This is a genomic window from Sphingobacterium bovistauri (assembly GCF_020295405.1).
Taxonomy (GTDB): Bacteria; Bacteroidota; Bacteroidia; order Sphingobacteriales; family Sphingobacteriaceae; genus Sphingobacterium; species Sphingobacterium bovistauri.
Window position 1 is genome coordinate 98,899 of sequence record NZ_JADEYP010000005.1, and the last position, 25,374, is coordinate 124,272.

A 25,374-nucleotide genomic window follows, 5' to 3' on the forward strand; every position below is an offset into this window, starting at 1 on the left:
AAGTGGCTTTATTGTTTTATTTTGTATTGAGATTAGTCATCGTTAGACCTATACCAATGCTTACAAAAGAGTGAATCATCTTTACTGCGTGCTCAATTAGTGCAGGTAGGTCTTTTTGTTCATCTTTATCAAATGCTCCCAAGACATAATCTACTTGTCTTCCTTTAGGATAGTTGTCTCCAATTCCAAATCGCAGGCGCGGATAGTTTTGTCCTCCACATAAAGCTTCAATAGATTTTAGTCCATTGTGTCCTGCAGCAGAACCCTTTGGTTTAACACGTAGTGATCCGAATGGTATAGCTAAATCATCTACAATCACCAGTACATTATCGATAGGAACTTTCAAATTCTGCATATAGTAATTGACGGCTTTTCCGCTTAGGTTCATATATGTAGTCGGTTTGATGACATAGACATTGTGCCCGCGCATTTTGAATTCCGTATAATATGCATGTTTCAGTAAGGACCATGAACTATTGGCTTGATTGGCTAACTCATCAGCGACCATAAAACCAATATTGTGTCGAGTATCTTCATACTCTTTGCCTATATTCCCAAGTCCTACAATAAGATAATTCATGTTGCAAAGTTAAAAAATGATTTCATAAGCCAAGAAAAAAGGGCATCGAAATATCGATGCCCTTCAAATTTGCGGTGAAGCAAAAATTATTTTTTCTTACCACCTTTAGCAGCTTTAGCAGCTTCTTGTTCAGCTTGACGTAATGCACGAGACATGATAACTGAAACGATTGTATCGTCACTGTTGTTCAATACTTTAGCATTCGCTAATTCTACTTGACGTACGCGGAAAGATTTACCAACTTCCAAAGATTCCATAGGAACTTCGATTACTTGAGGCAAGTTGTTAGGCAATGCTTTAACACGTAGGTTACGTAATTTTTGAACTAATTTACCCCCCATTTTAACACCTGGTGATGTACCTGTTAATTTGATAGGGATGTTTAATGAAACTTCTTTATCATCAAATAACTCTAAAAAGTCAATGTGAGTAACTAAGTCAGTTAATGGGTGGAATTGAGCGTCTTGAACGATAGCCTTTACAGTTTTTCCATCAATGTTTAATTCTACGAATACAACATCAGCAGTGTAAAGAACTTGTTTCAAATCAGCTGCGGATACAGAAAGGTGTGTTTGTGTAGTACCACCGTAAAGAACTGCAGGTACTTGACCTTCGTAACGCAATTCCTTTGCATCTCTTTTCCCTACGCTCTGTCTTACAGAACCGCTAATAGCAATTGATTTCATTTTGATAATTTTAAAAATTGAGTTGCAAAGATAATGATTATATATTTTGTTAGCAATATATAATTTACCTTTTTGAAAGGAATCCTTGTGAAGAATATGTTTTTGATTATAAGTGAATTAAATTGAAGGTGCAAAATGCTATTTATGTGTTAATAATTAGGTAATCATAAGGGACTTGATTAAAATTTTTAGTAAAGTTTTTGTTATATGTATATTTTTTTTGAATTGTTTAATGTGTTTTATTATTTTTGAGTATAATCTAATTTATGAGTTTACTAGAAGATTTGTTGGAGGAAGTCAGCTCAGCAAAAACAACAATAAAACGCAAATCAGCTTTAAATAAAGTAAAGCTGATGATGACGCTTTTTGATAAAGAGATGCTGTCCTTAGGAGAACTTGTTCAGGATGTTGGACTAAGCTTTCCAACAATGAATAATCTTATATTAGACCTACATCAGAGAAAGCTATTAGTACCAAAAGAGAAGGGAGAATCAATAGGAGGAAGAAAGCCTGTGCTTTATCAACTGAATGACGGCGTATTTAATGTATTGTGTGTTGAGGTTGAACGTTTTGCTCTTCATCTTGTTGTAATGGACAATAATAATAATATATTGTTCGGAAGAAAATCTTATCCTTTTGAAATTAGTACTAATAATGGAGATATTGAGGATCTCATCCAAGTAATAAAACAATATTATGAGGATTTTGGTATTGATGAGCGCAATATTTCTGCCATAGGATTAAGTATGCCTGGACTTATAAACTACAAACTAGGAACTAATCAAACATTTTACAATAAAAACTCTTTTAATATTTCTGAATACCTGCAAAAAAAACTTGGGAAGCATGTCGCAGTGATAAATGATGTCAAAGGCGCAGCTTTGAGTGAGTTGGCTTATGGTGCTGCACAGAACAGGGAGAATGTATTGGTGATATTGATGGACTGGGGGATTGGATTGGGAGTAATCATTGATGGGAAAGTCTACATGGGTAATGAAGGGTTTGCGGGGGAAATGGGACATATGGCATTTGTAGAGGAGGGAGAACTTTGTTATTGTGGTAAACGTGGTTGTCTAGAGACAATAGCCTCAGGAATATTTCTCGTTAATCAAGCTCGTCAGGATATTGAAAGGGGAGAGCCTACTTTATTAAAGAACTTACCAAACTTGGCAGATCTTCAACCTCAACATATAATTCAAGTTGCGAATCAGGGAGATCAATATGCTATAGATTTAATCGCAAATCTCGGTTATAATCTAGGGAAGGCGATATCCTTATTAATTCAGATACTGAATCCAGAATCTGTCGTATTGAGTGGCAAATTTGCTAAAGCAGGTTCGTTGATTACGATACCAATTCAACAAAGTTTAAATAAATATACCATGAATGCTATCCGTCAAAAATGTGAGATTCATTTGTCTTCATTAGATGAGAATGGTTATGCACAAGGATTGGTTAGATATACTGTTGTAGATTATTTTAAAAGTAATCTAGATGTATTAAATATGAACAACTAACACATTTTATATAATTAATTATTTTAAGATATGGACAAACAAAATTCTTCAAGACGTGATTTTATAAAGAAATCATTGATTGGAGCTGCTGCCTTTACTATCGTCCCAAGATTCGTACTGGGTAAAGGGTATTTGGCTCCTTCCGATCATCTTACAAAAGGAGTGATTGGAGTAGGTTCTATGGGAAGAGGTCACTTTGGTTATGCAGGTACAAAAACTGTAGCTATTTGTGATGTAGATACGAGACATCTAGCCCTAGCTCAAAAGGCTTTAGGTGGAGGAATTAAAGAACATCATGATTTTAGAGACTTAATACAAAATACAGAAGTAGATATCGTTCATATCGCTACACCTCCACATTGGCATGGTCTTATGGCATTAGAAGCAGCAAGATCTGGTAAAGATATTTGGTGTGAAAAACCAATGACTCGTACTATTGGAGAAGGTAAAAAGGTAAAAGAAGCAGTGGCTCAACACGGCAATATTTTCAGATTGAATACTTGGTTTAGATTTGATTCCAATTTTTATGGTATGAATGTACCAGTGAAGAAAATCAAGAAAGTAGTTGATACAGGAATGTTAGGCTGGCCTTTGAAAGTTACAATTAGTAAACATACAGGTTTTGATTGGAAGTTTTATTGGGTAGGTAAAGAAAATTTACCAGTTCAACAAGCTCCAAAAGAATTGGATTATGAAATGTGGTTAGGCCCAGCACCATACAAACCTTATAGTGATCACCGTGTACATACTACTTTCCGTGGTTACTGGGATTATGATGGTGGTGGTCTTGGTGATATGGGACAACACTATTTGGATCCAGTTCAGTATTTCTTAGGAAAAGATAATGAAAGTCCAATAAAAATTGAAGTTGATGCACCTCAACAGCATTCTGATGCCGTAGGGACTTGGCGTAAAATAACATATACTTATGCCGATGGTTGTCAAATCATATTGGATGGAGAAGGTACTGAAGTCGGAAAAGCATATATAGAAGGACCAAAAGGAAAATTATTTAGAGGATTCAAATCCGATATTCCTGATTTGGAACGTAAGCTAGCACAATATCCTGAACCCGCAGCACAAATGACTGATTTTGTTGAGGCTGTTCGTACACGTGAAAAATTTGCATTGAATGAGGAGAATGGATACTATTCTTGTACGTTGGTGAATTTAGGGTTAGCGGCATTACGTCTAAACAGAACTTTGCACTTTGATTCTGACAAACAGGAGTTTGTAAATGATGAAGCGGCAAATAGATTAATTAATCAACCAATGAGAGGTCCTTGGACTATGTAATTTTATTCTCCGATGAAAAAGATTTTTAATACGATATCTATATTATTGCTGTTGCAAACAGCATCATACGCCCAACAACCTGCTGGACGTACAGCAGAAACTAAAATCGCTGATGTGTTGGCACAGCAGCCTGCAGCTGAGCAGGGTAAATTTCTCTTAGCGATGGGAGAGTTAGAAAACTTCACTTCAGAAGATGTAGCTCAACTATTGTCAAAATTACGCCCACAGGGACAAGATAATGCGACTATTGAATACGCTACTAATTCTTATGCCTTTTATGTCATGCAATCTGGTAAAGAAGCTGTTCGCGAGAAATATGTAAAAGGTATTTTGTTGGCTTTGGATAAATTAAAAGATAAAGACAACAAAGGGTATGCATTGGAATTATTGAAATTCTGTGCTAAAAATGAAGCCATAGAGAAAGTATCGTCTTATTTGACGGACGAATATTTGGCAGAAAAGGCTGCTCGTGTACTAAGTGCCATACATACCAAAGAGTCATCTTCTGCTCTAAATAAAGCGTTAGCTGGCAATGTCACAGAAAAGACTGCCACGGCTATCATCGGTGCTTTAGGTGAAGTGAAAAATTCGGAAGCCGAAGACCGTATTTTAGAATTAATAAAAACGTACCAGTCTGACAATTTTCAACGAAATGCTTATTCCGCATTAAGTAAATTAGGTACAGCAAAATCTTATGATACGCTTTATGCTAAAGCAAAGTCTGTAGATCTAGGTTTTGATAGAACAAATGTTGCTGCACTACTGTTAGAGTATGCTAATAATCTAGCGAAGAACGGTGATTCAAAATTAGCTACTTCAATTGCTTCACGTGTATATACAGAAGCTTCTGCTGATAAAGGTATAGGAGCTAAAGTTGCAGCTTTAGAACTTTTGGGGCGCTTAGATCCTAAGAAACAGCGTAAGAATTTATTAAAGCTTACAAATGATAATAATGCTGTTTTGAGAAACGTAGCTTTAGGTTTGCTAAGTAAAGGCACATCAGCTTCAGAAATGAAGAAAATTGCTTCTTCTTTGGTGAAATTAAATCCAGAAGCGCAAGAAAGTGTCTTGAATTTTTTGAAAACTAAAGATGCATCGGCATCTATAAAAGTATTAGAAAAAGGACTTCCAAAAATCAAAACAGAAGAATCTCGCATTGCAGCCTACAATACATTGTCAGCTTTGACAAAGGGAGGTAATACAGCTTTCGTTGTTAAACAATTGAGTTCAGCATCGGATAAAGAATTAGCAACACTAAAAGCTTTATTGTTAACGTCTAAAGATAGTAATACGATTAATGTAGTAAATAGTTTATTAGCGACCACAGACGAGAAGTCACAATTGGCATTATTAGATGTACTATCAAAAAGATCAAATGAGAATTCTTCGGCAGAGATTTTCAAATTGATTAATAGTGGTAGTCCGGCAGTAAGAAGTGCAGCGTTTGTCGCATTACCTAATGTGGTAAAAGATAGTGATTTTGATACCATAGCAGAGTTGTTAGGTAAGGCAAGTGATAGTGAAGTGAAATTAGCACAACAAGCCGCTATTGTAGCTTTGCAAAACAATACAGCTAAAGAAAGTATTGTGAAGAAACTTTCTGCAAATATTTCGAGATCTTTAGCTCCATCTTCAGTGCGTTATTTCCCAGTTTTTGCTGGTGAAGGTAGCGTAGAAGCACTACAAACAGTTAAGAATTATATTGGTAAGGATAACCCATTACGTGCCGAGGCTATTAAATCATTGGCAAGTTGGTCAAATCCATCTTCATTAGATGCTTTGACTGAATTATTGCGTACAGAAAAGGAGCCCTCAATTTTTAGTACAGTATTCGACGGTTTCGTTAAGCAATTGAATGCGAGTTCGGTTAATAATGATCAAAAAACAATTTTGTTGAAAGATGCTTTTGCTTTTGCGCAAAACAACAAACAAAAGAATACCGCATTAGGAAGTTTAAAATCTACAAATACATATTCTGCTTTAGCTTTTGCGAGTAAATATCTAAATGATAAAGATCTTAAAGGGGTGGCTACTGATGTGGTGATGAATATAGCTTCGGATAATAAAGACTTTATCGGTAAAGATGTTCGTAATTGGTTGGAGAGCGCTATGAACAATCTTTCAGGTAGTGAAAGCTCCTATTTGCGTGAGGCTATTGTTCGTCATTTGGCAGAAATGCCAAAAGGTGAAAGTTTCGTTTCTATGTTTAATGGTAAAGATTTGACAGGTTGGAAAGGATTGGTTGAAAACCCAATTAAACGTGCCCAAATGTCTGCGAAAGAACTTGCCTCAAAACAAGTAGAGGCGGATAAAGCTATGAATAACACATGGGCAGCAGAAGACGGAAGTTTGGTGTTTTCGGGTCATGGTCAAAATATTGCTACACAAAAACAATATGCTGATTTCGAGTTGATATTAGATTGGAAATTAGACAAAAATGGTAAAGAACCAGATGCAGGTGTATATTTGAGAGGAACACCTCAAGTACAAATGTGGGATATCTCGCGTACTAATGTTGGTGCTCAAGTAGGTTCTGGTGGTTTATACAATAATCAAAAAAATGAATCGAAACCTTCTAAAGTAGCAGATAATCCACTAGGCGAATGGAATAACATGAAAATTCGTATGGTAGGAGAGAAAGTGTGGGTATGGTTGAATGGTGAAAAAGTTGTTGACAACGTTACTTTAGAAAATTTCTGGGATCGTAGTCAACCGATTTTTCCAATTGAACAAATTGAATTGCAAGCTCACGGCTCGAGAGTGTGGTACCGCGATATTTATATCAAGGAAATTCCTCGTAAAGTAACGTTTACGTTGAATGAGCAAGAGAAAAAAGAAGGATTTGAGATGTTATTCGATGGTAAAAACTTGAATAAATGGACTGAGTCACCAGCATATGAAATCGATTCAGAAGGTTCTTTAAGATCAAATCCAGATGCTAAATTTGGTAAAAACATATATACGAAAGAGCAATATGGAGATTTTGTATACCGTTTTGAGTTCAAATTGACTCCGGGTGCAAATAACGGTGTAGGTATTCGTACGCCGATTGAAGGGGATGCTGCCTACTTAGGTCACGAAATTCAAGTATTGGATGATGATGCGGATGTTTACAAAAATCTAAAACCTTATCAATATCACGGTTCGGTATATGGTATCATTGCATCAAAACGCGGTGCATTAAAGCCTATGGGGGAGTGGAATCAGCAAGAGATCCGTGTTCAAGGATCTAAAATCAAAGTAACATTGAATGGTAAAGTGATTGTTGACGGTGATATTAAGGAAGCATCTAAAAATGGAACTGCAGACAAGAAGGATCATCCTGGATTGAAGCAAACAAAAGGCCATATTGGGTTCTTAGGACACGGTACTGAAGTTTTCTTCAGAAATATTCGTGTGAAACAGCTTTAATCTCAAAAGTGGTTAATAAAGAAACCCCAATTACTTTAGTAATTGGGGTTTCTTATTTTTTATAAAATATGATCGATTAATCTACATCAAATAAATCAGAAATTGATGAGTGTTGATTCACACTTTTTATCGCTTTTGCAAATAAATCTGCTGTAGACAAGACTTTAATTTTAGTTGAGTTTTTAGCTTTTTCAGCGTCTAATTTAATTGTATCTGTTACAATCATTTCAGCTAAAACCGAATTTTCAATAGTTTCGTAAGCCTTCCCCGACAATACGGCATGTGTACAAACTGCTCTAACAGAATTAGCGCCATTTTCCATGATCAAAGCTGCTGCTTTTGATAGAGTACCTGCTGTATCACAGATGTCATCAATTAACACAACGTCTTGACCTGTTACATCACCTATAATAGACATTGATTCGATTTCGTTAGCACGTTTACGACGCTTGTCACAAATGATAACTTCCGCATTGAAGAATTTAGCAAAAGTACGCGCGCGGTATGAACCACCCATATCAGGAGATGCTATTGTTAAATTAGGAAGATTCAACGATTTGATGTAAGGGACAAAAATAACCGATCCATCCAAATGATCTACTGGAATGTCAAAGAAACCTTGTATCTGAGCAGCATGCAAATCCATTGTCATAATACGACTTGCACCAGCAGCGGTAATCAAGTTTGCAATCATTTTGGCGCCAATAGCTACACGAGGCTTATCTTTACGATCTTGACGAGCAAATCCAAAATAAGGAACTACAGCAGTAATATAGTGAGCTGAAGCTCTCTTCGCTGCATCAATCATCAATAATAATTCAAAAAGATTGTCGGTAGGTTGGTTGGTCGATTGGATTAGGAATACGTCACTTCCTCTTACAGATTCATTGTAGAACGGTTGAATTTCGCCGTCACTAAATTTAGATAGTGTTTTTTCTCCTAAAGCTTTCCCGTACGACTGGGCGATTTTTTCTGCTAGTTCTTGCGTTCCTGAACCTGCAAATAATTTAACCGTGTTAAATTGCAAAGGCATGGTGTTGTAGTATTTATATGTTTTGTGAATGATGCACAAAGTTAGATAAATGAAATTGAAAATAAAAAGACTATAATAAGAAATAAAACTATAGAAATTAAGTTGTTGGATTGGTATATAAAGAAAAAAGAGAGTTATTTATATAACTCTCTTTTTGTTGTCCGACCTGGATTCGAACCAAGACAAACAGTACCAAAAACTGTCGTACTACCCTTATACTATCGGACAATCATACAATCAAAATGCTAGATTTAAACCTTGTTTTTTCAACTGCTGTGCAAAGATAAAAACTAAAATTAAAGATTCAAATAAAAAATAAAATATTTTAAAATAAAAAAAGGAGTTACAATTTGTAACTCCTTTTTGTTGTCCGACCTGGATTCGAACCAAGACAAACAGTACCAAAAACTGTCGTACTACCCTTATACTATCGGACAAACATTACCAAACTTTATGTGTCCCTGTTTCATCGTTTGATGATGCAAATATACGCTGATTTTTGAACCCGTCAAATTTTTTTTGCTTATAGAGTCTATTTTGCTTGATTTTCAAGGGAATATTTTTTTTGATATTTTTCGAAAAGGCTTTAGTTTGGGTAAAAAGTACTAAACTGTGTTAAAATGTTATTTATTTATTCATTAGTAGAAATGTATTCCTTATTTTCGAAGCAGGTTTGTAATCATTTAACCTAGATAAGGCTAAGTATAAATATTTCAGTATTAAATTTTACTTAGTTGTAGATCAATAATGCAATTAACATATATGATGAATTATAATAAGATTAACAATTTGCTTGGATGGCTTTGTGCTGTCGTAGCTACACTTGTTTATGTCGTTACTGCTGAACGTACAGCTAGCTGGTGGGACTGTGGAGAGTTTATCGCATCTGCATATAAGATGCAGATTGTGCATCAACCTGGTGCGCCTCTATTTTTAATGATTCAAAACATATTCTCTAACATGGCTATGGGTGATAAATCACAAATCGCATTTTGGATGAATGTTGGTTCTGCTGTCAGTTCGGGTTTAACTATTCTATTTTTATTTTGGTCAATTACAGCTTTAGGGAGAAAGATATTTCTTGGTAATGCTGATTTATCGCATACTTTAAATCCTACGCAGACTATTGTAGTGATGGGCGCAGGTTTAGTAGGTGCATTAGGATATGCTTTTACAGATACATTCTGGTATTCAGCGGTAGAGTCTGAAGTATATGCCATGTCTTCTTTGTGTACGGCAGTTGTGTTCTGGGCGATTTTAAAGTGGGAAGTGCGAGCTAATGAAGAGGGAGCTGATCGTTGGTTGATATTAATAGCCTACGTGATGGGACTTTCTATAGGTGTTCACTTGTTGAATTTATTAGTTATTCCAGCGATAGCGTTAGTCGTTTATTTTAGAAAAACAAAGGAGGTAACGAAAGGAGGTGCTTTCAAAGCATTCTTAATCGGGGTTGTAATATTAGGATTTATTTTATGGGGTGTGATCCAGTATTTAATCAAGTTTGCTGCATTTACAGATTTATTATTTGTGAATTCATTAGGCTTAGGATTTGGTACAGGTGTTGCATTTTTTGCTTTATTGGTAGTTGGTGGTCTAGTATTTGGTATTTGGTATTCTATTAAGAAAGTTAAGCCTATTTTGAATATTGCTCTTGTGTCATTGGGTTTTATCATTTTTGGATATAGCTCATTTACTATGATTACGATTAGGGCGAAAGCTGACCCGACATTGAATAATTCTGATCCTGATAATGTATTTACATTTTTAAGTTACCTGAATCGTGAACAGTATGGAGATGAACCATTATTCAAGGGTAAGTATTTTGATGCTAAGCCGACTGATGCTTTTGATGCGGGTAATGTTTATCGTAAGGATAATGATAAATATGTAGTAGCTCGTAAGAAAACAAATTACACATATGATAGAGAGACTGTATTCCCACGAATATATAGTGATAGGGCAGAGCATGCTAGTTTTTATAGACAGTATCTTGGTTTAGGCCCTGAAGAACAGCCTACTTTCTCAGATAATTTAAAATTTTTCTTTGGCTATCAAATTGGCCATATGTACTTCCGTTATTTCATGTGGAATTTCGTAGGTAGACAGAATGATGTACAGGGGCATGGGTCTGTGCTAGAGGGAAATTGGATTTCAGGTATCAAGCCTATCGATAATACATTTGTGGGTGGTCAAAGCAATTTGTCAGAGTCTGAAAAGAGTAACCCTTCGCGCAATACCTATTTCTTCCTACCATTAATTATAGGTCTAATAGGTGCATATTGGCATTTTGGAAAAAATCAGCGTGATGCACTTGTGGTTATGTTATTATTCTTTTTTACTGGTTTGGCGATAGTGCTGTATCTCAATCAAAATCCACTACAACCACGTGAGCGTGACTATGCATATGCGGGTTCGTTCTACGCTTTCTCTATTTGGATTGGTTTGGGAGTAATTGCAATTTGGGATTTTGTATCAAAAAAAGTAAACGCAAAATCTGCTGCAATAGGTGTTACAGCATTAGGTTTATTAGCTGCTCCAGTCTTATTTGCTTCACAAAATTGGGATGATCACAATAGATCAGAAAAATTATTATCTCGTGACATGGCACAGAATTATTTAGAATCTTGTGCACCTAATGCAATTTTATTCTCTTATGGTGATAATGATACCTATCCATTGTGGTATCTCCAAGAGGTAGAAGGTATTCGTACAGATGTAAGAGTGGTAAATTTGAGTTTATTGTCTTCGGATTGGTATATGCGTCAAATGATGAAAAAAGTCAACGATGCAGATGCGTTACCTATCAATATCGATCCAGAGAAAATCAAGGATGGTGTTCGTGATGTTATTTATTATTACGATTACAATATCCCAGGAAATATTGAGGTTAGTGATGCTTTGCAGGTGATGTTGTCGGATGATGCTGAAAACAAAATGCAAACGCAGTCAGGTGAAAGTGTAAATATTTTGCCTACTAAAAATTTAAAGTTGAATATTGACAAGCAAGCGGTGTTAGCGAATAATGCTGTTCCGACCATGTTTAAAGATTCAATAGCCGATTCTTTGAGTTTCGTATATCCAATGGGGTATGTTTCACGTGCAGAACTTTCTGTGTTGTCTGTATTAGCTAATAATAATTGGAAGCGTCCAATTTACTTTACAACAACAACTCCACAGCAGTATTATTTGGGATTGGATAAGTACTTAATATCTGAGGGATTTGCTTTGCGATTAATTCCTGTTGATACAAAAGTTCAAGATGCGGAGCAGGGTGCTATACAGGATACAGATTCAGTGTATGACAAAATAATGAACAAATATAAATGGGGCAATATTGGAAATGCTAAATATTTGGATCCAGATACGTATCGTTATTTGACGTTTTATTTGAGTTCGATATTTGGTGAGACAGCTCAAAATTTATTAAATGACGGTAAGAAAAAAGAAGCACACAATGTAGTGATGAAGGCTTATGACAATCTTCCTAAAAGGATTTTTCAAATGAGCGAAGCTATGAGTTATATTCCGTTATTGGATGCCATGTACCAAACAGGAGAGTCTGCAAAGGCTAAAGAGATTGCATTACGTAATTTATCTTACATAAAAGATAATATGCAGTATTTTGAAGGTAATCAATACATAAAAGATATATCTGCTGAGCGTAATGTTCGTTTAGCTTTAGTTGGAATGCAACGAATTAAAATGTTAGCAGAGCAATATAAGGATGCGGATGTTAAAAAGGCATCAGATGAGCTTTGGAAAAAATACGGCTATTTCTTTGGAGAGGAATAAGCTATTTATTAAATCTATCTAGTGTTTACATAAACTAGACTTTTAATTTTTATATAAAAAGGTGCATTAGCGATAAATAAGGCTAATGCACCTTTTTTGTTGACGATGAGATACGATTAATATTATTGCTAATTAAATATAGTCTATGATATTGCTCAGTTATTTATTATTATTCTGTTCATGTATTTGATTACAATGAGCAGCTAGGTGTCTGCTTCTTCTTGGTTTGTGTACTGAGTGTTTATATTATGGTAGTTTAATAGGATTGGTAGAAGCACATGTTATATTTAGACGCTTATATATCTTGGAATAATAGATTTAAATATCGTGCTATTTGATAGGTTTGGGTGATTAATCCAATAGGCGTTTGTCTTAATAATAAATAAGGTCCTGTATACAATTATACAGGACCTTATATTATTTTATTAAAGCTTTTGTTAACTAGGCTATGGGTTATATCTCCATGGTCTAATGCCTTTAAATTCTGCTAGTTCTGCTGCCCATAGCATTAGGTTTCCTGCTATGATACTATTTTGAGCATCTTGACTTCTAGCAACATAATTTTTTGGACTATAAGCGTTTCCATATGGTTTTGCCTTAGGTCTGCCTGTCGTTGCATCAAATTCAAAGGGACATGCAGTAGAGGATGTGCCTCCGTCATAGGCCGTCAAACCGCCGTCTCCTAGATAGAAAAAGTTTTTTGTCTTATGACTAAACATTGAAGGTGTTATAGCGTCTGTAACGTCATCTGCTCTGTTGATCGCCTGTCCGTAAGAATAGATAGTTACCTCACTGCTTGGGACACCAAGTAGACCAACTGAGGTTGAACTGTCCTCACCCCAATACTTACCTCTAACATCTCCAAAAGGGCCATTTAAGACTCTGTCATTAACATTTAAAAGTGGATACATAGCCCCAGATGTTGATAGGAATCTAGGTGTAATCGTACCTGTGGGAAGTGCGAATAGTTTGTTTAGTAATGCACCAACCCCTGTAGGGTGGATGTATTCATTCATCAATATAAAAATTCCACCAGCATTTACATAGTTCACGATTGCATCTTGGAGTGCTGTAGTGTAGGTAAGCTGGTCGAACGCAAATATCACAATATCAGGTCTAAGTGTCGCGTCTGTTGGATTAAGTTTGGCTAAAATAGTCGCTGTAGTATTAGCATTTACATAGTTTGCTGTATTGTCAGTCGCAGTGCCCCCTATCCACACACCTTTGCTAGGTGTTGCTGCATCCCAAGGCACCATCCTAACTAAACTGTTGTCTAGGTTTCCAAAATTGCGTAGATCACTAAGCATTTTCCAAGGTGCATTTCGTTCCATCGCGTAACCCCATACACCACCACTAGAAACATGAAGTATTCGTTTTGAAGGTAATGTATAGGAAAGTCCAACATTAGCAATAAGTTCATCGCCATAAGTAGGTGATGTATATTTGAATAGAAATTTGATATCTTTCACAACTGGATAATTAGCATTAGTAAAGGTCGCTAAGTTTATTGATGCTTTAGATGGATCTACTGACTTGAAAGTGACTGGAAGATGGGATACTTTAATTTCGAATTCATCCATTATGGATGGATCAGCTGTGTAATAGCTAAACTCCCAAGTGTTTGATGGATTGACTGCGTTTGCATCCAAAAATTGACTTACTGGAACATTCTGTAAGTTAGAAAATGAGTTTTGCTTAACATCAAATGTTGCGCTTTTAAAATTATTTTGATCTATAAAATGTGCTTTAATTCCGTTTACTGTAGCATACATTCCCAATTTAGTAGCATCTACTTTGACAGTTACTTTTGTCATTTTGTGCTTAAATAAAATTGGGACATTATAAGTTTTGATGTTGCCTGTTGGAGTACCTGTAGGTATATTTAAGGTGCCCTGTGCATGTAATAAATCCTTGTTAATAGGAGCTTCTACAGTAGGGTTTTGCAAATCAGCTATAGCGGGTAATGGCTGATCTTCATTATAAGAGTAGGCTATCCATTGATAGGAATCACCTTTGGATACGTCGAATTTAATAGGAGTCCCGACGGTGCCATCGAAAGTTTTCCAGACAGTTGGGGAATTGTTTTTATAGAACAATATACGATAAGTATGACCTGGGGTCATATTCGCTGCAGTTTTCCTTGTTGTTCTATTTTTTATTTTGTCCCTTAGTGATGTCTTGTTATCAAAAGAGGATATACCGTTTCCAATTGAAGTTTGTTCAGCAATAGCATCTACGGTAAATCCAACCTCATTAGTATAGGTGGTACTTACTGAAACAGTTTCTTGACCATCACTTGAGTATTGTGTGTTTAGACTTGCTAATTTAATAGGGTCGGGTGATTGAGATTTTGAATCTTCTATACCAGTAACGGTAAATGAAACGGTTGTTTCGCCATCTTCGGATCCAAATTCATCCTTGTCTTTAGAGCAACTACTTGAAAATAAGATGAATGCAGTAAATATGGATAGCTTTATGTGTTTAAAAATATTGTTCATTTTCAGTAAAATAAGAAATTAAAAATCAAAAAATTCTGTGTCTTCTTTTTTAGTCCAATCCTCTACCTGAATATCTGTTGGAGCATTTCCAATTATTCCTTGTGTAGAAGCAGTTGCTATAGAATTTTCAATTTCAAACAATGCAACATGCATTGTTGGAGTGAGGTATTTTTTTAATGCAATATACTCATTTCCAGTTTTTATAGTATTATTTTCTCTCATTTTGATATAATATTTCGCATCGTTTCTGCTCAAATTGTCAGTTTTCGTGCTTTTACTTAAAAAGATAAATTATAATAGAAAGCTGTTTGTGTAGCTGTAAGTTTACTTTCTAGTTAAGATTTTATTCTTAACTATTGTTGGGTCAAAGGTATGGATGAGTTAAATCTCTCGTATTCAATTCTGCCTTTATTTTATTTAACTTGTGGCTTTACAATTACATTGATTTTTTCTTTTTGTAAAAATATTTTTTTTTGTTTTGCGTTTTTTTAAAAAAATGAGATGGCTCTTTTTGTGCTGTTGGTAGTATGTTTGTGTCGAGTATAGTGTGTTTAACGCTTGTTTTTAGAAAAGTGATTTGTCATTATTCGGGATGCTTGATTGTTATTTTTGTAAATATTTCTTTTATAACGCAATGTTTTTTATTGATTAAGTTTCTTGAAAAAAATAAAAGGGTATATCAGCAATTGATAGGAGTTCTCATTTGCTTATGGATAAAGGAATTTTATACATTACTATATTGGTTTGTATTGAAGATTGTTTGTTAAATATAATGGGGTTTAAGATTCAATGATTTGTTCTGATTTTAATTAGGGAGGTATTTGGTTCGCTTTAATATATTTTGTATTAAAAGAAGAAGGTTCTGTTTGTTGAAAACAGAACCTTCTTCTTTTAACCTTTTTTTAAAATCTTATGGTCTATACCTCCATGGCGTTATACCGTTAAATTCTGCAAGTTCACCTGCCCACAGCATAATGTTTCCTGCGATGATTCCATTATATGCATAATCACTTCTTTCGTTGTAACGAGGTCTTGGATCACTAGCAGGGGGTATGTATAGATTACCGAATAATTTTGGTATAGGTCTAGCGGTAGTAGGATTGTAATCAAAAGGGCAGGCTGTTGGTGAGACGGCTCCATCGTAAGAAATTAATCCACCATCACCTAAGAAAAAGAAGTTTTTTTCCGTATGTCTAAACATCGTAACATAAGATGCATTTGTCGCATTAGGGAGTCTGTTAACTGCTTGACCATAGGAATATATCTCTACTTTATTAAGTGGTAATCCTGTTACTCCATGCGTTACGGAAGCGTCTTCTCCCCACAACTTACCTCTAGCATCACCAAAAGGACCATCTAATACACGATTACCATCCGCTATGCCGTCTGTTTTGCTTAGCAATCGATACATAGCTCCGCCATCACCAAACCCATGTACTTTGATTGGGTTGTCAGCTACTAAAGGTTGATCTGTACCAAACAATTTATTTAAAAATAATGGGATAGTTGGATCATGAAATTCATTCATCCAAATAAAGACACCGCCAGCATTTACAAATCGAAGAAGTGCATCACTAACTGTGGTTGGTAAAGATACCTGATCGTAAGCGAATATGATTATGTCGGGTCTTTTGCTAGCGTCTGATGGTTCAATTTTTGCAAGAAGAGTAGCTGCAGCTGAGTTAGCTAAAAGCCAGTTTTCTGTTTTATCATCTGTGTTAAAATTACCACCTTTCCATACTCCTTTACTTGGAGTGGTTGGATCCCATGGAGCCATTCTTACTAGACTATTATCCAAGTTGCCGAAATTGCGAAGATCACTAATCATTCTCCACGCAGGTCCCTCTTGAAATGAATAGGCATATGTTGTATTATTAGAAACATGAAATATACGTTTCGAAGGTAGTGTGTACGATAATCCTACTTTCGCTATTAATTCATTACCTATAGCTGGATTAGTGTAGTTAAACGTGAATTTGATGTCTCTAACAACAGGAAAATTGGCATTGGTAAAAGTTGCTAAGTTAAGGCTAGCAATTGACGGATCTACCGATTTGAATGTAACAGGAAGATCTGTAACTTGAATTTGAAACTGACTTAATACAGACGGGTCAACAGTATAGTAGCTATATTCCCAAGTGTCATTTGTAGGCGTTGTGGCATCTAATATTTGGCTAACAGGAACCGTCTGAATATTTGAAAATGTATTATCTTTAATATTAAAAGTTGCTTTTTTGAAGTTGTTTTGATCTAGAAACTGAACTTTTATACCTCTTATTTGTGCATACAACGCCAGATTTACTGCGTCAATTTTAACAGTAACTTTTGTCATCTTATGCTTAAAAAGGATTGCTATAGGATACATTTTTATGTTTCCTGTAGGGGTTCCAGTTGGTACAATTAATGTTCCTTGTGCATACAATAAGTCTTTGTCAGTGAGAGCTTCTACAGTAGGGTTTTGCAAATCAGCTATAGCGGGTAATGGCTGATCTTCATTATAAGAGTAGGCTACCCATTGAAATGAATCTCCTTTGGTGACATCAAATTTAATAGCAGTTCCTACGGTGCCATCAAAAGTTTTCCAAACAGTAGTAGAATTATTTTTATAAATTAATATTCTGTACGTGCGACCATTAGCCATGTTCGCTGCAACGCGAGTGCTATTTGCACTTTTATTCAGTCTTTCTTTTAAAGATAGCCCGTTATCAGCGGTACTAATACCCTTGCCAATTGAGGTTTGCTCAGCAATGGCATCTACTGTAAATCCAACTTCGTTATTAAACGTTGTTGATACTTTTATGCCATCGGAATTTTCGTTTGAAATTTCCTGCATTAAATTCTTGTTAGTGCTGGCAATTCGGATTGGTTCAGGGGATTGGCTCTTTGAATCTTCGATGCCGCTAACATTAAATGTTACGGTCATTTCTCCATTTTGGGCATCAAATTCATTTTTATCTCTTGAACAACTGCCTGCAAATACAACAAAGGCGGCAAATAGAGATAGTTTTATATGTTTAAAAATATTGTTCATTTTGAATGATATGTGAAATTAAAAATCAAAAAATTCTGTATCTTCTTTTTTAGTCCAATCTTCTACCTGGATATCAGTTGGCGCATTTCCAATTATTCCTTGTGTTGAAGCTGTTGCTATAGAATTCTCAATTTCAAATAGTGTAACTTGAATTGTTGGCGCAAAGTATTGCTTCAATGGAATTTTTTCATTGTTCTTATTGTATCTAATCGTGTTGTTATTTTTCATGTTAATATAATATTTTAATTTTAACGACTATATTGTTTGCTGATCGCTGTATAACCGAGTTTGTTGTAGCTGTAATTTGATATGTCGGTATAATACTAAATGTGGTGGCTAAATGTGTTTTACAAAGTTATATTATGATTAATTTATTTTTGTAAAATGAAATGTATTATATTATTGAGATCGTAGTGTTTCTTTTACTTTTTGTTTTGTTAACTCAAATGGGGTTGTGGGAAAATATGTTTTGTTGTTTTTATTACTGGTAATGATATTTTGAGGTGCTAGTTTTTAAGACAATTAATGGGTTATATAATAGGCGATTGGTGGCAAATTCGATTGCCTTAAGGTTTTTTCTATTTCAGTTATGGATTAAAAAGGTTATTTTTGTACAAATAATCCTATAATGAAACAATCGATTTTATTAGACGGTCCTAAGTTTCAAATTACAATCAAAAGATTGTGTCAACAATTGATTGAAAATCACGGAGATTTCTCGAATTCAGCAATTATCGGTATTCAGCCCCGAGGTACTTTTTTGGCTAATCGTATAGCCAAGGAGCTGAAAGAGCTTTTAGGCAAAGATGTGGATGCGGGTATATTAGATATTACATTTTTTCGTGATGATTTTCGTCTGAAGGGAAATTCACCTTTACTTGCTAACAGTACACAGATTGATTTTATTGTGGAAGGTAAGAATGTGATTTTTGTCGATGATGTGCTTTGGACTGGTCGTACTATTCGTTCAGCTATGGATGCTATCCAAGCATTTGGTCGTTCAGAGCGTATAGAGCTTTTATGTTTGGTAGACCGCCGATTCTCAAGACAGATACCTATTCAACCAGATTATATCGGTATACAAGTCGATTCTATCGATTCTCAAAAGGTAATTGTGAGTTGGGAAGAGGTCGATGAGGAGGATAGTATCGTATTGATTACGGACAAGAAATAATTTTTTCAGCGAAAATAGTAGTTAACAATGCCAACAACAACAGAACAGTTAAGTACACGCCACCTATTAGGCATCAAAGACCTAACTGAGCATGACATTCAATTAATTTTAGATACAGCAGCAAATTTTAAGGATGTCTTGAATCGTCCGATCAAGAAAGTTCCTTCGCTAAGAGACATCACTATTGCCAATGTATTCTTCGAAAATTCTACCCGTACACGTCTATCTTTTGAATTAGCAGAAAAACGACTTTCAGCCGATACCATCAATTTTGCTGCTTCTTCTTCTTCGGTAAGTAAAGGGGAGACGTTGATTGATACTGTCAATAATATTTTAGCAATGAAAGTTGATATGATCGTAATGCGTCATCCATATGCGGGGGCTGGTGTGTTTTTGAGTAAGCATGTAGACGCACAAATCGTGAATGCAGGAGATGGGGCTCATGAACATCCAACACAAGCATTATTAGATTCATTTTCTATTCGGGAGAAGTATGGTGATGTAGCCGGACGTAAGGTGGCTATCATTGGTGATATTCTACACTCGCGTGTAGCTCTTTCAAATATTTTGTGTTTGCAAAAGCAAGGTGCGGAAGTAATGGTTTGCGGACCTACGACTTTAATCCCAAAATATATCACTTCATTGGGAGTGAAGGTGGAGCATGATTTGATGAAGGCGTTGAATTGGTGTGATGTGGCAAATATGTTGCGCATTCAATTGGAGCGTCAAGATATCGCATATTTCCCATCATTACGTGAATATTCCATGCTATATGGTTTAAATAAAGAGATATTGGATTCTCTTGATAAAGAAATAACAATTATGCACCCAGGTCCGATTAATAGAGGTGTAGAGATTACATCGGATGTGGCAGATAGCTCGCATTCTATTATTCTCGACCAAGTAGAAAATGGTGTTGCGGTGCGAATGGCGGTTTTATACTTGCTAGCAGGAAAGAGAGGTTAAGGTGTTAACCTCTCTTTTTTTAACCTTCTTTTTTTGGAGGGAAAAAGAATTGTAGTGGGCTAAGTAAGAATAAGGCCCATATAGCCTTACTAACTAATGCTAATTCATATAGTTTTAATTTGTGGGCACGGAAGGCTAGTATTAGCGATAGGGTAAAGCTGACAATGAAATTGACAAAACCTATTACACCTATCCCTAAAATCCCCCAAATAATCATGTCATTTGGGGCTCTCCAGTCACTTCCATACATGCCTAAAGCTAAATTGCCACTAGCAAAAGTGATATGACGTATATCAATATTTAACCCTAAGAATATTCCTATGGATCCGGTCATTCCCATGAATATACCAAACCAAATATTCGATATCACACCAGCCCATTTCTTTTTGTACCAATTCGCAATTTTTTTAGTTTTTTCTTTTCCAAATATTTTTTTTAGAATAGGGTGCTGTTCCATGCGATAGTACAGGGAATTATATTTATCTCTGTTGGCAACACTACCAGCAATTATTCCCGAAAGAAACAAAAATAGACCCGCTATGGAAGCGTGTGCTATTGCAGGAGAGTCTATAGGGTCTAAATCAGTAATTAATCCCCTCCATTTTGTAGATGCTATATTGTAGGAAAATAATGTGTCAATTCCCCATATTAATAACATTGCAATCGGAAATGCAAGAATTACATTGCCTACGAATGCGATGAATTGGGATCTGAATACTTGGGAAAAGAAATTGGCAAAAGACCAATATTTGTAATTACGTTCTTCTTTACTTTCTGTCTTTCGTTCCAAAGCACTGACGAGGGCAGAAGCGGTCATAGCTGGTTGTTTGGTCGCTAGTGTACAGCCTAGCAAATAAATAGCGGTGAAACCTAATGCATAGTTTAAACTGTATAAGACAGCGTGTCCGAATATACTGGTGTCTGCTTTGGCCATCAGTACCTTTATGATACACAATACTGCAACAATAGAGCCACCGCCACAGGCGGACCAAAACATATTAATGTATTCTTTTCTGGATGAGGTGATGTAATGTTCACCAGTTTGAGCTGTATGTTGGGTAATTTCATAAGCGATAGATTGGGTGCTTTCATTGATGAGCGTACTAACATCTGTTTTGTTCGAATTAATACTAATTAATTTTTTGATGAAAGCAATGGTCTGCTCAGTTCCTTTGCTTGGATCATCAAGAATTAGGTAAGGTAAAATTTCTTTGATGCGACCTAATTGTTGACGTAAGCGCAATAAAGATTGGTTTACTTTCATAGAGATACCTAGCTTTTGTGAATTTCCAAATGCATCGTCTATATATTTGTCGCATTGCTGTAATAGAATATTTATCTGCTTATAATTTATATCCGAGCTCTCTAGGTACGGTTGGTTTTGTGTACGAATAAATTGAATTATTCCGTCCATTTCCTGTAGTAATCCAATGAATGGATTGTCAAAGTTTCGATATTCAGGAGTCATCTTACTTACATCTGCTTCCATTGCACGACCAGACGCACGCTGTGTTAATACTTCAAGTCCATAGAGTATTTCAGAAATTGGATGGTTGTTGCTGTTGTCCGCATAAACATTAGCTCCGCCTAATAAATTGACTAAGCGAACAATCTGTTCGTCAGGAATGTGTTGTATCCACTGAGAATCTGTGCGTGCATAGAAAATTTGATTAAGTACAAATTCTAAAGATTCTGGAGGAGCTTGATGCGGTATGACTTTAGCTATCAGCCTTCGTTTGACCTCGTACAGAAAGTCGTTATAATTGATAATACCTACATCAGAAATGATTTGATCGAAATCTCGTTTTTTAAGCTCTAAAGACGAAATTTTTGAAATAAGTAAAGATTTATAAGTGTAGTCAAATTCCAGTAATTCAATTAGTTCAGTAATGTCTAATAATAGTGAGTTTTTGTTTTTTCTAAATATATTAACAAGCTCTATCAAAAAATCTAAACCATCAATATGCTGATGTATAGACTTCTCAAATAATTGTGTGATTTCATGTTTTAGTTCCGTCATCTAGTCTATATGTCTGTCTATATTTTTTTGTAGCAAGGAATAAATTACACTTTTCAGTTGGAACATACAATTTTCTGTTTGTTTTTAATTTGAGTAGGGGACGGAAATTATATTTACTAATGTGAAAAAATGTTAAAATTTCAATAAATATCCCTCTTGATCGTAATATTGGCGTTATAAATGTAGTTTATCAACAGATGTTAACAACTTTTGAGGAAAACTTGATTTTGAACTACTAATTTAGTAGACTGAAGAGTAGTGTCCGCATGTCACACTTAACAGGTACTATTCTTTTTGATTTTTAGAAATTTAGATATAAGAAATACACCATTATGTACAAGAAAATTTACGGATTGGGTGTTGCATTGAGCTTGATGGCAGTTCCAGTATTTGGTCAACAAACAGCTTGGCAAGATATTAATAGGGCTTATAAGAATGGTTTGGAGTTATATGAGCGTGGAAAGTTTAGTTCTGCTGCCAAACAATTTGATAAAGTCGAAGAGCTGCGTACGAAGTCAACTTTGCAGCTTGATGAAACGGAAGAATTGACGTTAATTAAAGAGGGCGTACGTTTCTATCAGGCAGTCTGTGCACTAGAATTAGGAGATTCGGATGCTGAGGGGCGTTTTCTGAAATATATTAAGGACTATCCGTCAAGTGCGAACTCGAAGGCAGCCTATTTTCAAATCGGTCGTTCGTATTATGCTAAAAAGGACTATACCAAAGCAATAGAATGGTTCACTAAAATCGAGAGTAAAAATCTTGCTGGAGCTGAAAATATAGAGTACCGTTTTAAGTTAGGGTACGCACAATTTATGACTAACGATTATAAATCGGCAAAACCTTTATTTGAAAAACTTAAAGATGAAAATAGTGAATACCAAGAAGCTTCGATTTATTACTATGCTTATCTGTGTTATCTAGATGCAGAATACAAAACAGCACTTAATGAATTCGAACGTTTGAATGGATCTAAGACTTTTGAGACTACTTATCCATATTATATCACGGCATTATATTTCTTAGACAAACGCTATGATGATGTGCTAGGCTATGCATTGCCTATTTTGCAAACAACAAAGCAACAATATGAAACAGAGATGTTTCGAATATTGGGGGCTACTTACTTTATTAAAGGTGACTTAGCAAAATCAAAAGAATATTACGATAAGTTCCAATCACAAGATCAAGGTAAAACGCAGAATAACCAAGATAGCTACCAAATCGGTTATATAGCATATAAATTGTCTGATTACAGAAAAGCTATCACTGAGCTTGAAAAATTAACTGATGCTGATGAGTATTACCAAAGTGCAATGATCACTTTAGGGGATTCATTTATCAAAACAGGAAATAAGCAAAGTGCACGTAATGCTTTCTTCAAAGCTTCTAAATTGGACTTTGATCCACAGTTGCAAGAAGAAGGTTTGTTCAATTATGCAAAGTTGTCATATGAACTAGAATTCCATCAAGTGGCTTTAGATGCGGTACAGGAATATTTGGCGACGTATAAAGACAATAAACGTAATGAGGAAGCGAAAACATTACTTGCTGAAGTATTGTTGAGTACGAAAAATTATCGTAATGCTGTCGATGTCTTAGAGTCATTCCCATTGACAAGTAAAGAGGCTAAAGCAGCGTATCAAAAAGTAACCTACTATCGCGGATTGGAGTTTTATAATGAGCGGGCCTTCGAAAATGGTATCTCTATGTTTATGCGTTCGGAAGCCAATCGCTACGATGAAGAAATTTATGCTTTATCAACCTACTGGAAAGCAGAAGCAATGTATGAAGTTCGTAAATACAAGGAAGCGGTAGCAAACTTTAATAAATTCATTCAACTACCAGCAGCGCGCAAGACAGATGTTTACCATTATGCAAACTATGCATTAGCGTATGCCGCTTTTAGAAATGATAACTTTAATACATCTGCGAATTATTTTGAACGTTTCTTAGCTGGAGGAGGTAAAGATGGTATTGAGTTAAATACCAAGAATGATGCTATCGCACGTCTAGCAGATTCATATTTTGCCACGAAAAACTATGGTCGTGCAATGTCTTATTACGACAGATTGATTAGTTCAAATGCACAAAGTCAAGATTATGCATTGTTCCAAAGAGGAATTATACAAGGATTGCAAGGAAATAATGATGCAAAAATAGCGACATTGAACTCTGTAATAGCTAAATATCCGAAATCAAATTATGCTGATGATGTGGCATTTGAGATTCCATACACATATTTCTTGATGAATGATTATGATAAAGCTATCGGTGGTTTGCAAACTATGGTTGAAAAATATCCTCGTAGTTCGTATGTGCCTCGTGCTTTATTGACAATTGGTTTAGTACAATACAATCAAGATAATACAGACGCGGCAAGACAGACATTCGAGCGAGTAGTAAGTCAATATGCGACTACTGATGAGGCTAAACAAGCTATCCGTTCTATTGAAAATATTTATTTGGATAAAGGCGATGCTTCGGGCTATATCCGTTATGCGACTTCAACTAATATTGGTAACCTTTCACAGGCAGAACAAGATTCACACACTTTCGGCATAGCACGTAATCTATTCGATCGTGGCAATTATCAAGGAGCAGTAGAAGCTGTAAATGCATATTTTGATAAATTCCCTAAGCCAATCAACGAAAAGTTTGCTCGTTTTATTCGCGGGGAAAGTTACGCGCAGTTAAAACAAGATAAAGAGGCGCTTCATGATTTCAATATTATAATGAATGATTGGACTTCTGAATATACAGAGAAGACACTGATTAGCGTTGCAAAATTACACCTACGTAATAAGTCCTACAATGAAGCTGTTCAAGTTTTGAAAAAGCTCGAGTTGACTTCTGAATACAAAGAAAATTATGGTTTTGCAATCAAAAATCTTCTGATTTCTTATTACAATATCGGCGATGTCACAGAGACGTTGAATTATGCAAATATTCTTAAAGGTTATGAAAAATCATCTGAAGAAGATATTGCATTAGCTCATTTGTATGCTGCAAAGGCTTTTGCTAAGCAAAATAAAGCAGCTGATGCTACTAAAGAGTTGAATCTAGCGGCGTTGAAATCAAAAACAGAAACAGGTGCTGAGGCTCGTTATTTGGTAGCAGAACAACAATTGAAAGCTAAGCAATATGATAAGGCTATTGAATCAGCGTTTGATATTTCAAGTACCTTTTCGTCGTATGACTATTGGGTAGCGAAAGGCTTTATTTTGATGTCTGATGCATATGTGGGTAAAGGCGATAAGTTCCAAGCGAAAGCAACATTAGAAAGTGTCATTGAGAATTATGAAAATGATAAAGATGATGTTTTGAAAATTGCGAAGGAACGTTTACAAAAATTGAAATAACAAGAAAT

General features: G+C 35.5%; 15 protein-coding genes. 7 read left to right on the forward strand and 8 right to left on the reverse strand.

Annotated features, from left to right (window positions below; genetic code table 11):
• Positions 1-16 precede the first annotated feature (16 nt).
• Positions 17-580 carry an aminoacyl-tRNA hydrolase gene (pth, locus tag IPZ78_RS04385; protein ID WP_225551722.1) on the reverse strand — a complete coding sequence of 188 codons (564 nt, stop codon included), beginning with the start codon at positions 578-580 and terminating at the stop codon, positions 17-19.
• Positions 581-666: 86 nt separating this feature from the next.
• The gene (locus IPZ78_RS04390; RefSeq protein WP_225551723.1) at positions 667-1,266 is read right to left on the reverse strand and encodes a 50S ribosomal protein L25/general stress protein Ctc; all 600 of its coding nucleotides are present in this window, start codon (positions 1,264-1,266) and stop codon (positions 667-669) included.
• A gap of 266 nt (positions 1,267-1,532) precedes the next feature.
• Between IPZ78_RS04390 and IPZ78_RS04395 the strand changes: the two genes are divergently transcribed.
• From IPZ78_RS04395 to IPZ78_RS04405, 3 genes are read left to right on the forward strand one after another with little or no spacing between them, the layout of a single operon-like run.
• Positions 1,533-2,783, forward strand: coding sequence for an ROK family protein (locus IPZ78_RS04395; protein WP_225551724.1), 1,251 nt, complete (start codon positions 1,533-1,535; stop codon positions 2,781-2,783).
• Positions 2,784-2,813: 30 nt separating this feature from the next.
• The gene (locus tag IPZ78_RS04400) at positions 2,814-4,079 is read left to right on the forward strand and encodes a Gfo/Idh/MocA family oxidoreductase (RefSeq protein WP_225551725.1); all 1,266 of its coding nucleotides are present in this window, start codon (positions 2,814-2,816) and stop codon (positions 4,077-4,079) included.
• Between the two features lie 12 nt (positions 4,080-4,091).
• Positions 4,092-7,490 (forward strand): family 16 glycoside hydrolase, encoded by a 3,399-nt coding sequence (locus tag IPZ78_RS04405; RefSeq protein ID WP_225551727.1) that lies wholly within the window; start codon positions 4,092-4,094, stop codon positions 7,488-7,490.
• A gap of 76 nt (positions 7,491-7,566) precedes the next feature.
• Here IPZ78_RS04405 and IPZ78_RS04410 read toward each other — a convergent pair whose 3' ends face one another.
• Positions 7,567-8,523 (reverse strand): ribose-phosphate pyrophosphokinase, encoded by a 957-nt coding sequence (locus IPZ78_RS04410; RefSeq protein WP_225551728.1) that lies wholly within the window; start codon positions 8,521-8,523, stop codon positions 7,567-7,569.
• Between the two features lie 762 nt (positions 8,524-9,285).
• On the opposite strand from IPZ78_RS04410, the gene IPZ78_RS04415 reads away from it, so the two are divergent.
• On the forward strand, positions 9,286-12,315 hold the full coding sequence (locus tag IPZ78_RS04415) for a glycosyltransferase family 117 protein (RefSeq protein WP_225551730.1): 3,030 nt from the start codon (positions 9,286-9,288) through the stop codon (positions 12,313-12,315).
• Positions 12,316-12,761: 446 nt separating this feature from the next.
• Here the strand turns inward: IPZ78_RS04415 and IPZ78_RS04420 are convergent, their stop codons facing one another.
• The 4 genes from IPZ78_RS04420 to IPZ78_RS04435 form a co-directional block, all read right to left on the reverse strand.
• Positions 12,762-14,813, reverse strand: coding sequence for a hypothetical protein (locus tag IPZ78_RS04420; protein ID WP_225551731.1), 2,052 nt, complete (start codon positions 14,811-14,813; stop codon positions 12,762-12,764).
• An 18-nt stretch (positions 14,814-14,831) separates the two neighbouring features.
• Positions 14,832-15,035 (reverse strand): hypothetical protein, encoded by a 204-nt coding sequence (locus IPZ78_RS04425; protein ID WP_225551732.1) that lies wholly within the window; start codon positions 15,033-15,035, stop codon positions 14,832-14,834.
• Between the two features lie 688 nt (positions 15,036-15,723).
• Entirely contained in the window at positions 15,724-17,844 is a 2,121-nt protein-coding gene (locus IPZ78_RS04430; RefSeq protein ID WP_225551733.1) for a fimbrillin family protein, read from the reverse strand.
• Positions 17,845-17,862: 18 nt separating this feature from the next.
• The gene (locus tag IPZ78_RS04435) at positions 17,863-18,072 is read right to left on the reverse strand and encodes a hypothetical protein (protein WP_225551734.1); all 210 of its coding nucleotides are present in this window, start codon (positions 18,070-18,072) and stop codon (positions 17,863-17,865) included.
• A gap of 400 nt (positions 18,073-18,472) precedes the next feature.
• Between IPZ78_RS04435 and pyrR the strand changes: the two genes are divergently transcribed.
• A complete protein-coding gene (gene pyrR / locus IPZ78_RS04440; RefSeq protein WP_225551735.1) occupies positions 18,473-19,018 on the forward strand; it encodes a bifunctional pyr operon transcriptional regulator/uracil phosphoribosyltransferase PyrR in 546 nt (181 codons plus the stop codon).
• A gap of 27 nt (positions 19,019-19,045) precedes the next feature.
• Positions 19,046-19,984, forward strand: a complete 939-nt coding sequence (locus tag IPZ78_RS04445; protein WP_225551737.1) for an aspartate carbamoyltransferase catalytic subunit — start codon at positions 19,046-19,048, stop codon at positions 19,982-19,984.
• Between the two features lie 19 nt (positions 19,985-20,003).
• Here IPZ78_RS04445 and IPZ78_RS04450 read toward each other — a convergent pair whose 3' ends face one another.
• Positions 20,004-22,004 carry a site-specific recombinase gene (locus tag IPZ78_RS04450; RefSeq protein ID WP_225551738.1) on the reverse strand — a complete coding sequence of 667 codons (2,001 nt, stop codon included), beginning with the start codon at positions 22,002-22,004 and terminating at the stop codon, positions 20,004-20,006.
• Between the two features lie 332 nt (positions 22,005-22,336).
• On the opposite strand from IPZ78_RS04450, the gene IPZ78_RS04455 reads away from it, so the two are divergent.
• On the forward strand, positions 22,337-25,366 hold the full coding sequence (locus IPZ78_RS04455) for a tetratricopeptide repeat protein (RefSeq protein WP_225551740.1): 3,030 nt from the start codon (positions 22,337-22,339) through the stop codon (positions 25,364-25,366).
• The last annotated feature ends 8 nt before the right edge of the window (positions 25,367-25,374 follow it).

Excerpts from the sequence above, each read along its gene's own strand:
- IPZ78_RS04400 (WP_225551725.1), top strand. The coding sequence starts at position 2,814 with ATGGACAAACAAAATTCTTCAAGACGTGATTTTATAAAGAAATCATTG.
- IPZ78_RS04415 (WP_225551730.1), top strand. The coding sequence starts at position 9,286 with ATGATGAATTATAATAAGATTAACAATTTGCTTGGATGGCTTTGTGCT.
- IPZ78_RS04450 (WP_225551738.1), bottom strand. The coding sequence starts at position 22,004 with ATGACGGAACTAAAACATGAAATCACACAATTATTTGAGAAGTCTATA.
- IPZ78_RS04425 (WP_225551732.1), bottom strand. The coding sequence starts at position 15,035 with ATGAGAGAAAATAATACTATAAAAACTGGAAATGAGTATATTGCATTA.
- pth (WP_225551722.1), bottom strand. The coding sequence starts at position 580 with ATGAATTATCTTATTGTAGGACTTGGGAATATAGGCAAAGAGTATGAA.
- pyrR (WP_225551735.1), top strand. The coding sequence starts at position 18,473 with ATGAAACAATCGATTTTATTAGACGGTCCTAAGTTTCAAATTACAATC.
- IPZ78_RS04455 (WP_225551740.1), top strand. The coding sequence starts at position 22,337 with ATGTACAAGAAAATTTACGGATTGGGTGTTGCATTGAGCTTGATGGCA.
- IPZ78_RS04390 (WP_225551723.1), bottom strand. The coding sequence starts at position 1,266 with ATGAAATCAATTGCTATTAGCGGTTCTGTAAGACAGAGCGTAGGGAAA.
- IPZ78_RS04395 (WP_225551724.1), top strand. The coding sequence starts at position 1,533 with ATGAGTTTACTAGAAGATTTGTTGGAGGAAGTCAGCTCAGCAAAAACA.
- IPZ78_RS04420 (WP_225551731.1), bottom strand. The coding sequence starts at position 14,813 with ATGAACAATATTTTTAAACACATAAAGCTATCCATATTTACTGCATTC.
- IPZ78_RS04430 (WP_225551733.1), bottom strand. The coding sequence starts at position 17,844 with ATGAACAATATTTTTAAACATATAAAACTATCTCTATTTGCCGCCTTT.
- IPZ78_RS04435 (WP_225551734.1), bottom strand. The coding sequence starts at position 18,072 with ATGAAAAATAACAACACGATTAGATACAATAAGAACAATGAAAAAATT.
- IPZ78_RS04445 (WP_225551737.1), top strand. The coding sequence starts at position 19,046 with ATGCCAACAACAACAGAACAGTTAAGTACACGCCACCTATTAGGCATC.
- IPZ78_RS04410 (WP_225551728.1), bottom strand. The coding sequence starts at position 8,523 with ATGCCTTTGCAATTTAACACGGTTAAATTATTTGCAGGTTCAGGAACG.
- IPZ78_RS04405 (WP_225551727.1), top strand. The coding sequence starts at position 4,092 with ATGAAAAAGATTTTTAATACGATATCTATATTATTGCTGTTGCAAACA.